At 63.3% G+C, this 11968-nt stretch carries 12 protein-coding genes and 1 pseudogene; 4 read left to right on the forward strand and 9 right to left on the reverse strand.

Annotated features, from left to right (window positions below; genetic code table 11):
• Positions 1-74: 74 nt before the first annotated feature.
• Together EOB49_RS23370 and EOB49_RS23375 are read left to right on the forward strand one after the other, a co-directional pair.
• Positions 75-716 (forward strand): hypothetical protein, encoded by a 642-nt coding sequence (locus EOB49_RS23370; RefSeq protein WP_027162939.1) that lies wholly within the window; start codon positions 75-77, stop codon positions 714-716.
• A 93-nt stretch (positions 717-809) separates the two neighbouring features.
• A complete protein-coding gene (locus EOB49_RS23375) occupies positions 810-1484 on the forward strand; it encodes an HAD family phosphatase (protein ID WP_127382361.1) in 675 nt (224 codons plus the stop codon).
• A 4-nt stretch (positions 1485-1488) separates the two neighbouring features.
• Here EOB49_RS23375 and EOB49_RS36560 read toward each other — a convergent pair.
• Positions 1489-2675: pseudogene (locus EOB49_RS36560) on the reverse strand (DUF930 domain-containing protein).
• 131 nt (positions 2676-2806) lie between these two features.
• Here EOB49_RS36560 and EOB49_RS23385 point away from each other — a divergent pair.
• Complete coding sequence (locus EOB49_RS23385; protein ID WP_281060563.1) at positions 2807-3046, forward strand: HAD family phosphatase; 240 nt, start codon at positions 2807-2809, stop codon at positions 3044-3046.
• Here the strand turns inward: EOB49_RS23385 and EOB49_RS23390 are convergent.
• The 6 genes from EOB49_RS23390 to EOB49_RS23415 form a co-directional block, all read right to left on the reverse strand.
• Entirely contained in the window at positions 3043-4179 is a 1137-nt protein-coding gene (locus EOB49_RS23390; protein WP_127382356.1) for a DUF930 domain-containing protein, read from the reverse strand. The two genes, EOB49_RS23385 and EOB49_RS23390, sit on opposite strands and share 4 nt — an antisense overlap.
• A gap of 108 nt (positions 4180-4287) precedes the next feature.
• Complete coding sequence (locus tag EOB49_RS23395) at positions 4288-5046, reverse strand: 5'/3'-nucleotidase SurE (RefSeq protein WP_127382357.1); 759 nt, start codon at positions 5044-5046, stop codon at positions 4288-4290.
• On the reverse strand, positions 5043-6209 hold the full coding sequence (locus EOB49_RS23400) for an MBL fold metallo-hydrolase (protein ID WP_127382363.1): 1167 nt from the start codon (positions 6207-6209) through the stop codon (positions 5043-5045). The genes EOB49_RS23395 and EOB49_RS23400 overlap by 4 nt, the downstream gene beginning before the upstream one ends.
• The gene (locus tag EOB49_RS23405; protein WP_127382358.1) at positions 6209-7288 is read right to left on the reverse strand and encodes an ABC transporter ATP-binding protein; all 1080 of its coding nucleotides are present in this window, start codon (positions 7286-7288) and stop codon (positions 6209-6211) included. The genes EOB49_RS23400 and EOB49_RS23405 overlap by 1 nt, the downstream gene beginning before the upstream one ends.
• Complete coding sequence (locus EOB49_RS23410; RefSeq protein ID WP_127382359.1) at positions 7276-8979, reverse strand: iron ABC transporter permease; 1704 nt, start codon at positions 8977-8979, stop codon at positions 7276-7278. The genes EOB49_RS23405 and EOB49_RS23410 overlap by 13 nt, the downstream gene beginning before the upstream one ends.
• A gap of 88 nt (positions 8980-9067) precedes the next feature.
• Complete coding sequence (locus tag EOB49_RS23415; RefSeq protein WP_127382360.1) at positions 9068-10054, reverse strand: ABC transporter substrate-binding protein; 987 nt, start codon at positions 10052-10054, stop codon at positions 9068-9070.
• Positions 10055-10313: 259 nt separating this feature from the next.
• Between EOB49_RS23415 and EOB49_RS23420 the strand changes: the two genes are divergently transcribed.
• Positions 10314-11285 carry a sugar-binding domain-containing protein gene (locus EOB49_RS23420; RefSeq protein WP_027038053.1) on the forward strand — a complete coding sequence of 324 codons (972 nt, stop codon included), beginning with the start codon at positions 10314-10316 and terminating at the stop codon, positions 11283-11285.
• Positions 11286-11314: 29 nt separating this feature from the next.
• On the opposite strand, the gene EOB49_RS23425 is transcribed toward EOB49_RS23420, so the two are convergent.
• Complete coding sequence (locus EOB49_RS23425) at positions 11315-11683, reverse strand: hypothetical protein (RefSeq protein ID WP_027038052.1); 369 nt, start codon at positions 11681-11683, stop codon at positions 11315-11317.
• Positions 11684-11798: 115 nt separating this feature from the next.
• The coding region (locus EOB49_RS23430) for a 2-oxo acid dehydrogenase subunit E2 (RefSeq protein ID WP_206526131.1) at positions 11799-11968 on the reverse strand (170 nt) is incomplete at its 5' end.

Below are 11968 nucleotides of genomic sequence, written 5' to 3' on the forward strand. Positions count from 1 at the left end.
TCCACAGGGACGCTGACCGATTTCGGCCGTGGCGCCATTGTGCTAGGCTGACCGGGAAACAGGATACGAGGAAGATGGATCTGCCCTTCAGGGACGAACTGGCCTTGATGCCCGATCTTCGCCATCGGCTGCGGCAGTTGCGCTGGTTCCGCGCCACCTTTCGCGGCAGCGCGAAGGTGGTCTCGGATACGTTCGGCGTGCGCTTCGAGATCGACGAGGCCAAGCTCACCAGGGCTTTTCTCGACTGGGTCGAGATCATGGAGGCGCAGAAGCGCTTCGCCGCGATCGACCGCGCCGACTTCATCGTCTTTGCCGCCGGCCTCGTGCTGCGCGAGCTGATCAAACAGGCGCCGGCAAGGGAAATCTCCGGCCTCACGCAGCTGATCGAGACGGAAACGAACGCCGGCACGCTGGAAATCGTCCGCTTCTGGCCGGAGGGTTTCCTCTACACCAACTACTGCGTCTCGGTGATTTCGGCGATCCACGAGCAGGAATTCGGCACGGCACCCGGCATCGACAAATGCGCCGACGATTTGCGCACATGGTGGTCCTATCGCGAGAATGTGACCGAGATGCCGGCCTATGCGGTGGCTTTCCTCGACCGCTTTCTCGGCGCCGAACCGAACTGGATCACCCCGGATCGCGCACAGTCCCGGCAAGCCATGCAACGGGCGCTCGGGTCTTCCCGTGCGAGCGATGCGTTGCGCCAGCTTTGAGCCCGCTCTTCGCGCCCCAAAAACGCACGCGCTATTGAACATTTGACTTTTTGCCGATAGCGATGTGCGGAAATTGACTTGAGAGGGAAACGCGTGGCGCGACCAAGGCCTATTATTTTCGATTGCGACGGCGTTCTTGTCGACAGCGAGCCGCTGGCCGCCCGCGCCTATGAGCGCGTCTACGAAAAGCACGGCATGCCCGGCGTCAACACCAGCATCATCGCCCAATGCATCGGCATGAAGCAGTCCGATATCATCGCCAGGATCAAGGAATTGACCGGGCACCAGTTTCCGGCGGCGGCGGACGGCGACATCTGGGCCGAGACCAAGGTGCTGTTCTCGCAGGAATTGAAGCCGACACCGGGAATCACTGCGTTTCTGGAGACGCTTGCGGGCGACCGCTGTGTCGCCTCGTCCTCCTCCGTCGAGCGCATAAACCACAGCCTTGCCGTGGCCGGGTTGGCGCGTTTCTTCGGCGATGCGATCTACAGCTCCTCGATGGTCAAGAACGGCAAGCCCGCGCCGGACATCTTCCTCTTCGCGGCGGACAAGATCGGCGCCAATCCCGTTGACTGCATCGTCATCGAGGACTCGCCCTTCGGCATCCAGGGCGCTGTCGCCGCCGGCATGACGGCGATCGGCTACACCGGCGGCGGCCATACCTATGCCGAGCACGCCGCGCGGCTGACAGCTGCCGGTGCCGATTTCGTTTGCGCCGACTGGCAAGAAGTTAGCCGGCAATTGGCCGGGCTCGGTGTGCCGGCCTAATCTGTCAGCGAACAGGCAGTCCAAGGCGGACCGATTCGTCGGCCGGGATCACTGGCCCGACACGGAAGTTGAAGGACAAGACCCTCGTCGCACCGGTGTCGACCTCGCACCGGAAGCCCAGATGGTACCATGTGGTTGTCGTGCGGAAGGCGACATCCGGGGCGTCGAGGATATTACCGACCTTCAGCGGACACTTGGGATCAACTCGGGGAAATACGAGGCGTCCAGCAGTTGCTGCTGCAACGCGCTGGCGCAAAGTTTGGCGGCACGCTGGCCGCGAGGCACGCCGCCCTTCGAGGTCGTGGCCAGCGCATCGCCGGTAGCGCCCTGTGAATAGAGCTTGCGGACGCCCGGGAGGCCCGAAGCGTTCCGAGATGCAGACTTCTCGGGCTTTGAGGGGCTGGGCTTCGGCGCATTTGTGGGTTTGGGCTTCGGCGCATCGGCTGATGTGGGAAGGTCGATCTCGCTGCCGCCGCCATCGGCAGCCAAAGGCGCTGGTGCCGCGCCCCGTTGCTTGGCGGCATCGAGCGCCGCCTGATTCTCCGCCTGCTGTTTGGCTGCTTGTGATTTATATATCTCCTCGGTTGAAGCTGCCTGCGTCTCCTGTGTGGGCTCGGCGTCCTTCGCCGCGGTTGCCGGCTTCTCGTCGGCCTTGGTTGAATCTGGCCGGCCCTCGGAGTCTACCGGAGTGGCGGATTGGTTCTCCGCCTGCTTCGGCACGACAGGCGGCTTCGAAGCATCCTTGGCCGGTGACGGCGAGTTGTCTAGAGCGCTGCCCCCATCCAGGGATTTCCTGGGGCCGGTATCCTTGTCGCCGAACTGAAAAACAGGCTTCAAAACCTCAACTGGCGAGGGCTTCTGAGGTCGCTTTTCCGGCGGAGGTGGTTTTTCGACTTTCTGCTCGGGCGGTTTTTCAACCTTCGTTTCCTGCGGCTTTTCGGCCTTGGGCTCCTTTGGAGGCGGCGCCGGCGCGGGTCTCGGCTTTGGCTGATCGGGCGCAGGCACGAGCGCGACGTTTACCGCCTGTTCCTGCTGCGGCTGTTGGGGAGGCGCCGGGAATTTGTAGACCAGGAACGCAGCGATGAGCGCATGCAGGATCAGCGATGCGGGCAAAGCCCACAACAGATGCCGCCGTTCTCCTGTCTCTTCATCCTGACCGATGTGGAATGAAATAGCGGCGGCTTCAAGCATAGGCATTGGATTTGCGCAATCTAGCCTCTGACAGCTTGTCGATTTGGATCATTATACCCTGCGGTAGCCCGACCAAGGTGCTGGGCGACGCAACAAGCGGCGGCCCACGATCCGGCCCATCATGACCTGGGATCAGCCAGTTCGCCGCCACCAGGATGGACGCCAATGCGGCCGACTGCATCGTCATCGAGGACTCGCCCTTCGGCATTCAGGGCGCGGTCGCCGCCGGCATGACCGCGATCGGCTACACCGGTGGCGGCCATACCTATGCCGAGAACGCTGCGCGCCTGACGGCTGCTGGTGCCGATTTCGTCTGCGCCGACTGGCAAGAAGTTAGCCGGCAATTGTCCGGGCTTGGCGTGCGGGCCTAATTCAGCGGATACTTGGCGAATCCACGACTGGCCCATTCGCCAGGCGGGACCAATGACCCCACACGGAAATTGAAGGACAGGACCCTCGTCGCATCGGGGTCGACTTCACACCGGAAGTTCAGATTGTACCAGGTGTTTCTGGTGCTGAAGGCCGCCTGAGCAGGATTGAGGACATTGCCTTTGTCCAGCGTAATGGTTGGCACCCATTTGACCGTATAGTCGGCACTTTGCAGTTCCCGGCTGAGGACATTGCCGCAAAGGGTGGCCACGCGTTGACCGCGCGGAACATTCTCCATGGAGCTTGTAGCGAACGCATTGCCGGTTGCCCCTTGCGAGTAAAGCTTTCTGACGCCCGGAAGGCCGGAATAGATCGGTGATCCTGCAACGTCGTTGTTGGTGGGATTTGATCTTCCAGCATTCCCGATCGGCGCTTTGAAAGCTCTTGCGGGCTTGAACGTCATTGTCTTGGCGGGTTTGGCTTTGGGCTTTGCCTTTCCAGTCGAGGCTGGAGGCGCCGGCTTGTCGCCGATCTCAGCCGCCAATGGCTTTGGCGTCACGACGGCTTGCCTTTCGGCGGGTTGCGGTGCGGGTTCCTGTTTGTCCGGCTGCTGTTTGTCGGTGTCCTCGGTCGCCGCCTTTTCCTCGCTTTGCGCGGGCTTTTCGTCCGGCGCAACGGTGGCTGGCTTCTCGTCAGGCTTGCTGGGCTCCGCCTTCTGCTGTGGCGTTGCAGCCGGGGCGGGCTGGGTCGGCGTGGCCGGCGACGGCGTGCTGGGCTTGGCGCTGCTTCCGTCGAGCGATTTCTCCGGCCCGGTATCTTTCTGGCCGTACTGGAAGACGCGCTTCAGAACCTGGTCGTCTGGCGGTTTCGGCGGTTCCGGAGGCGGCTTTTGTTCAGGCGGCTTTTCAGCCTTCTTTTCAGGTGTCGGTTCCGGTGGCTTTGGAGCAGGTTTCGGCTTGGGCTTCTCGGGTGGCGGCACGATCGCGACATTGACGGGCTGTTCCTGCTGAACCGGCTGTTGCTCGGGTCTCGGCAGGCCATAGACCAGAAACGCCGCGATGAGCGCATGCAGGATCAGCGATGCGGGCAAAGCCCACAGCAGATGCCGCCGCCGTTCTCCTGTCTCGCCCTTCATCCGCACCGATGTGGAATGAAATAGCGGCGGCTTCAAGCATAGGTAGTGGATTGGCTTGATTTAATCGCTGACAGGTTGGTGATCGGATGACGACGCGCAGATCCCAGGTCAGCCAGTTTGCCGCTGGCGCGGGATCCCGTCCAGAAACCGTTCGTCCAGCCGTGTCTCGCCAAACCAGTTCAGCCGGTTGATGCTGATGAAGCCGGCATCGATCGCCTCGTTTTCGTCACCCGGCTGGCTGTCATGGGCCCGACCGCGCGGCACCGTGATGATAGTGCGATCGCCATCGCTTTCCACGATCTCTGCCTTGCGAGCGATCTTGTCGCGACCGATGCGCGGCTGCCGGATTTCGGCCGGCAGCGCCGTTGGCAGGTTGATGCTCAGCCAATGACCCTCAGCGGCCCAGTCGGCGCGCGAGTGCCACAAGGAAGTGATCAGCGCGCCAAGCCATTGGTCGTCGCCATCGGTGAAGTCAGGATTTTTCACGCGTGAGAAGCCGATGGCCGGAACACCCCAAAACGTCGCCTCCCGCGCAATGCCGAGCGTACCGGAATAGGCAAGGTCCTCGGCAACGTTGCGGCCATCGTTGACGCCCGACAGCACAAGGCCCGGCTTCTCGGAATCGGCGAACAGCCAGGTCACAGCGCTTACCACGCAATCGGCCGGGGTGCCGGAACAGGAGTACCAGTTCGGTTTGACGCGCCGCATGGTCAACGGCCTGGCAATCGTCAATGACGAGCCGGCAGCGGTGCGCTTGCTGTCGGGCGCGACCACCCAGACATCGTCGCTCAACGCGCCGGCCGCATTGACCAGACGGGCAAGCCCCGGCGCTTCGATGCCGTCGTCGTTGCAGATCAGAATTCTCATCGTTTTCTTGCCTCCGACACCACTATGCGCTCGCCGGTGCGGCATTGCGTGCGCAGCGACGGGATGTGGGTTTGCAGATCGCCGAGAAGGTCCGGCGTGCAGGAATGACCGAGTGCGGCGGGACGACCGGCCTTCTCCCAGATGTCGACATTGCCCGACAGCGTCGGATGGGTCGGCATGCGCACCCAGTCCGCCCGGCCGGCCTTGTGCAACAGATCGCCCGGCGAGCCTGACGGCAGATGGCCGGTAAGCAGCACCGGAAAACCGGAATGGTCGGCACGCGGCAAGAGGCGCGACGACGGGCCGGCTTCACCCATGCCGTCATCCGCCAGCAACGGCGTGGACGGCAGGGGATCAGAATCGGTCCAGTCGGCTGCTTCCTGCAAGCGGCGGCGCAGCAACGCGCAAACGCCCGGCAACAAGGCTGCCGTGGCGCCGATCTGCGCTTCCAGGGACGAACGCATGCCGGCATGGATGGCGAACGGGCCAGGCAAGGCCGCGATCAGCTCCAGCGACCGACCCGAGAGCGGCGTCGGCAAAAGACACCCGCCCGAATGCCTCGCAACCCACTGCGAGATTTCGAGCGCCCGCGCCGCGCCCGGCACGGGATCGGCGCCATAGGAGGCGTCGAGAACAAGAAGATCACAGTGGGGGATCGTGTCCATGACGAAAACACTGCTGTCCGGCACCACATCGGCCGAATAGGCGACGCGGCTCTCGCCATCGTCCACGGCAAACCAGACACCGCCCACGACATGCCCCGAGCGTCCCGTCCGGATCGTGAGATTTCCGCTCTTCAGCGTATCGCCGGGTTCGAACAATTCGATGCGGTCTTCGGGAAAAGGGAACCGCCTGAAATCCTCGGGCTCAGCATAGCTCGCGAGCGTGGCGGGCGCCTCATTGCGGGTCTCGGCCGTCATGAAGATCGGGCCGGCATAGCCACGCGACAGCAGCCAACTCAGTGCGCCGACATGATCCTCATGGGCATGCGAGACGAACAGCGCGTCGATGTCGGCGACCGACCCGTTCAGCACCGGATAGTAGTCCGCCCCCGAGGCGCCGACCTTGATGCCGACGTCGAGCAGGATGCGATCCTTGCCGCTGCTGACAGCAAGACTGGTGCGGCCCTTTTCGCCAAAGCCGCCGAGCAGGTCGAGCATCATCACGCTGCTGCTCCCACCGCCGGGATCAGCCAGCCGGACCGTATGCGCAGACGCGCCTGGGCTCCGCTCTCCAGAACGACCGGGTCGGGCTGTTCGAAATGCAAGGTGAGATCGGGACTGGTCGAAGGCGTGAATTCGATGCGCGCCGAGCCACCCTGATAGATCACCCGCTTGACCAGGCCATCGAAGCCGGGACCGTCCGGCGACACGTCGAGATCGGCCGACCGGCAGCAGATCTTGGCGCCAGCGCGCGGCCGCTCGCCTGGCCGGCAGCGGACAATCAGTTCAGTCCCGAGAACCCGGATCTTGCAGTGGCCCGCCTGCTCCGCGCTCAGCACGTCGGCGGGCAGCAAAATGCCTTGCGAAATGAAGGATGCGACCATTTCATTTGCCGGCTCATGATAGAGCTCGCGCGGCGTCGCCAGCTGGGCAAGGCGCCCGCCATCCATCACCGCGATGCGGTCGGCCAATGCCATCGCCTCGGCCTGATCATGGGTGATGTAGACGATGGTGGTGCCGGTGCGCTTGTGGAAGGATGCGAACTCGTCCTCCATCGATGCCCTCAGATGCACGTCGAGATTGGCGAGCGGCTCATCGAACAGCACTAGCGAGGGCGCGGCGACAAGGCAGCGCGCCAGCGCCACGCGCTGGCGCTGGCCGCCGGAAAGATTGGCCGGCCGACGCTCGCCCAGCCCTTGCAGATTGACAAGGGCGAGTGCGTCTTCAACCTTCCGGCGGGCGACAGCCTTGTCGAGCTTCGCCACCTTCAGCGAATAGCCGATGTTCTCGGCCACCGTCATATGCGGCCACAGCGCATAGTTCTGGAAGACGATGCCGACTCGCCGCTTTTCCGGCGCGACGCTGCCGCCCTTGCCCGACACGACCTCATTGCCGATGCGGATTTCGCCTGAGGTCACTTTCTCGAATCCGGCCACCAGCCTCAGCAACGTCGTCTTGCCGCAGCCGGAAGGGCCGAGCACTGCCAGGAACTCGCCGTCGGCGACGTCGATCGACACGTCCTTGACGGCATCGAAATTGGCGAAGCTCTTGGTCACATTGTCCAGGCTCAATCGCGCCATGGCAGCACTCCGGTCGGAAGGTAGGGGGCAAGCAGATTGGTGACCAGCATCAGCACGAAGGTGACCGCCACGGTGATGACGGACATCGCCGCCGCATAGTTGGAATCGCCGCCCTGCTCGAAGGAGAACATCACCACGCCGATGGTTTCCGAGCCCGACGACCACAGCAGCGCCGAAACGGTGAGTTCGCTCAGCGCCGTCATGAAGATCAGCAGGCCGCCGGCGATCGCCGCCGGTGCCACCAAGGGAAAGATGATCGTGCGCATGCGCGTGAACAGCCCGGCGCCGGCCACTTGCGCAGCCTCCTCCAGCGCCCGGTCGATCTGGTGGTAGCCACTGATGGTTGGCCGCAGCGCCAGCACCAGGAAGCGGGCGAGATAGGCGTAGAGGATGATCCAGACGGTGTTGTAGAGCTGGATGCCAGTGAGCGGGATCGGCCGCAGGAACATGAGCAGCGAGGCGATCGCCAGCACCACGCCGGGCAAAGCGTAGGGGAGCTCGACCGACAGATTGAGCAGCCGCACCCAGCGCTGCTTGCCCCAGGCGATCAGATAGCCGATCGGCACGGCAACCAGGACCGCGAAGAAGGCCGCCGCGATCGACAGCCAGAAGCTGTTGAAGAAGGCGCGGCTGGCGGCATCATGCTCGAACAGCACGAAGCGATAATTGTCGAAGGTTGCCGTCTTGGCGGTGAGCGCGATGCCGTAGCCCGGCACCAGCGATGTCAAGACTAGCCCGAACAGCGGCAGGAACAGCACCACGATAATCAGCAGCCACATGCCGGCCTGCACGGCGGGCCGCCAGCGGCCGAGGTCATAGGGCTCGGCCGAAAGCGATGTGGAACTGATGCGATAGTCGCGGCGGCGGCTCATGATCTCCTGGGCAAGGATACCGGCCATGGCGATGATGCCGATCAGCACCGACAGGAACGCGGTTTCGCCGAGGACGGCGGGGCCGCCGCCGGCCAGCTTCTGATAGATCAGCGTCGGCAGCACGAGATAGTTGGCGGGAATGCCCAGAAAGGCCGGAATGCCGAAATTGCCGACGCAGGAGACGAAGGCAAGTGCGGCGGCGGCCATGATCGAGGGCGTCATCAAAGGCAGCACGATGGTGACCAGCACGGTGAACCAGCCGGCACCGCCCGCTCGCGCCGCTTCGATCAGTTCGCGCGGCAGCTTGCGCAGGCCGGCGCGCACCAGCAGGAAAACCAGCGGCCCATACTGCACGCCGAGCAGCAGGATGATGCCCGATGTCGAATAGAGCGGATTCCTGGTACCGAGCGGCGGTGCCGCCCCGAACAGCTTGAGGAACGGGCTTGCCGGGCCGAACAATTGCAGCCAGGCCAGCGCCGTCACCTGCGGTGCGATCATCAGGGGCATGACGTAACAGAGCACCATGGCGCTGCGGGCGCGGATATCGGTCAGAGTGACGAGGACGGCCACCAGCGTTCCCGACAGCACCGCAAGCAGGGTGCCGCCGATACCGACGACCAGTGTGTGCCAGGTGGCGATCCAGGTCGCCGGACTGGCGAGCCCCGCCTTTATCGCGACGGCCGACAGCGTGCCGCCGGGTGCCACGATCTCCTTGATCAGGCGCAGCATCGGCAGCAGCGAAAGCAGGACGATGACGATGGCTACCGCCGCCGTCAGGACCATTTCCTGGCCCCGGCTTTCCCTGATCCGTGTTGACATGATTGCTTTTCCTGGGATCGATCAGCCGATGCGCTCGGGTTTCGCAGTCGGCATGCCGCTAGAGGGGCATGCCGACTGGATTGCCGGCTCAGCCGCCGAACAGTTCCGAGAACTTCGCCTTGTCGGCGTCGGTCTTGGCAACGATTGCCTTGGTGTCGAACGGCATCACTGTGACCTTGACGCCTTCCGGCAGCCATTCGGGGCGGCCGACCGAAGCGCGCGCCGGCAGATAGCCCATCGATAGCGCCAGCTTCTGGCCGTCATCGGAAAGAATGAAGTCGACGAACTTCTTGGCGCCCTCGACATTCTTGGCCGTCTTCATGATGGCGACCGGTTCGGTCACCGCCGGCACGCCTTCCGACGGGAAAACGAACTCGACCGGCGAGCCCTTCTTCTTGGCGTTCATCGCCATGAAGTCGACCAGGATGCCATAGGGCTTCTCGCCTGATGCCACCGACTTCAGCACGGCACCATTGCCGCGCACGCTGACGGTGTTGTTGGTCTTCAGCTTCTGGAAGAAATCCCAGCCATAATTGGTATCGCCGACGAAGCCCGAAAGCAGGTAGGCAGCGGCACCCGAATAGAGCGGGCTCGGCATGACCAGGCCATCTGCATAGGCCGGCTTGGCGAGATCGGCCCAATGCTGCGGCTTCTCGGTCGCCGCGGTGTTGTAGACGATGCCGGTGGTGATCAGCTTGCTGCCGAAATAGGTCTTGTCGGCATCATAGGCATCCGCCTCGATGCCTTCGAGCTTTGCCTCGGGATAGGGCAGCAGCCGGTCGTCCTTCTTCAACAGCTCCATCGAGACCGCATCGGCGATCAGAAGCACGTCGGGCTGCGGGCTGCCGGCGGCAAACTCGGCCGCCATCTTAGTCAGGATATCGCTCGGTCCGGAGCGATAGATGGTCACGTCGATACCCGGCTGCGCCTTCTTGAAGGCATCCACGGTCTTGGCCGCGTCGGCTTCCGGCTGGGACGTGTAGAGCGTCAGTGTTTCGGCGTTTGCCACGCCGGCAAACAAAGTTGCCGCGAGTGCCAGCTGGCTGGCCAGCAGCTTGATGAAGTGCGTCTTCAATGAGACCTCCTGTCTTGTCTGTGCATGACCGGTCCGGCTCTGGCCGGCTCCCCGTCTCTTCCTCCCTGCACGGCGCATATGACTGATGGATGACACAGCGCGTGAAACCCACAAAATATGTTCATATGTACGATGTCAATTACAAATGAACAGAAATGTGCGACAATCGACACGCCGAAGATCCGGCATCAGTTGACATCCGGCCGGTGTTTCCTTGATGAGCACCGGGCAGGCCACGGCTCATGAGGGACAGGAACCGATGACCACAGAAAAACCCAGACAGGCTCGCCTGCCGATGGTCTCGTCGGACCTTACCGTCAAGACGGCATGGCTCTACTATGTCGAAGGTTTCACCCAGGAACAGATCGCCGAAAAGCTCGATGTCTCCAGGGTGAAGGTCATGCGTACCCTGGCCTCCTGCACCGCCGAAGGCATCGTCGTCACCATGATCAACGCGCCGACCGCCGGACAGGTGGCGCTCGAGCGGGAGCTGGAAAAGCGCTGGGGTCTGAATGCCGCCGTCGTCATCCCGACGCCTTCGGCGCATGACCATCTGGAGAAGGCCATCGGCCACGCCGTCGCGGCCTATCTCGGCGAGCAGATGCAGGACGGCATGACGCTGGCGATCGGTGGCGGCGCGACCCTGCATGCCAGCCTCGGCTTCCTTGCCCGCCGGCAGTTGAAGCGTGCCTGCGTGGTGGCGCTCGTCGGCAGCCTGCCGCATTCGCAATGGATCAATCCATCGATCGTCGCAGCCAAGGTCGCAGACGTCTTCGAGGTCGACAGCTACCAGATCACCGCGCCGGTGACGGTCGACAATTCCTCGCTGCGTGATCTCCTCTGGGCACAGCCGACCCTGCAGGATGTGCGCCAACGCGCGGCGACCGCCGACATCGCGCTGCTCACCGTCGGCGACATGTCGCCGGACGCCACCATCTTCCGGCACGGCATCGTGCCGTCATCGCTGATCGCTCCGCTGAAAGCGAAGGGCGCGGTCGCCAACATGCTGTGCTATTTCGTCGATGCCGCCGGCGGACTGGTCGACCACGAGGTCAACAGCCGCGTCATGGCCATCGATCTCGATGTGGTCAGCAACGTGCCTAATGTCGTTCTTGCCGCGGGCGGCAAGCGCAAGGTCGCGGCGATCCTCGCCGCGCTGAAAGCCGTCGACACCAACGTGCTGATCACCGACAGCGATACCGCCACGGCGCTGCTTGCCAAGGGCGGCTGAGCCGGTTCGACTGGCTCCGGTGTTTCCCGCTAAATGAGTCCGCGCTCTCGCAAAAAATCCTCGACGCCGACATGGGTCATGGATTCGAATTCGGCGATCGCCTCGGCCACCCGCTTGCGCTGCGCCGCCAATAGTGTGAACACCTGCTTCATCTCGCCGGAAACACCGAAACGGCTCCACCGCTCGGCGATGTGGGTGGGCAAGCCGATGTCGGCGCAGAACGCGTCCAGGCTGTCATAGCCGAGGCTGGCGACGAGTTGCCTGGTCTCGTCCGCCGACATGCGCGGCTCGAAGGCGTGGTCGTGCAGTCGCTGCGCCACCAGCTTGATGTCGGATGGCGACGCGCCCATGACCTTGCCGAACAGGGTTTTCACGTCAGACGGGTCGAATGCAGGCATATTTTGGCCTCCCTGGATCGCAATCCAGATAGAACATGGGTCAAGGGTCGGCGCCTGACAAGTCGTTTCTGTCGTAAGCCGGCGCATCATTCGGCGCCGGCTTCTGCTTGATGGATCAGACCAGCAGGCCCATCGGATTTTCAAGGAGGTTCTTGAAGGCGACCAGCAGTTCAGCCCCAAGCGCGCCGTCGACGGCGCGGTGATCGGTCGACAGCGTCACCGACATCACGGTGGCTATCTTGATCTCGCCGTTCTTGACCACCGCCCGCTCCTCGCCGGCGCCGA

It is taken from the genome of Mesorhizobium sp. M7A.F.Ca.MR.148.00.0.0, from assembly GCF_003997735.1.
Classification (GTDB): Bacteria; Pseudomonadota; Alphaproteobacteria; order Rhizobiales; family Rhizobiaceae; genus Mesorhizobium.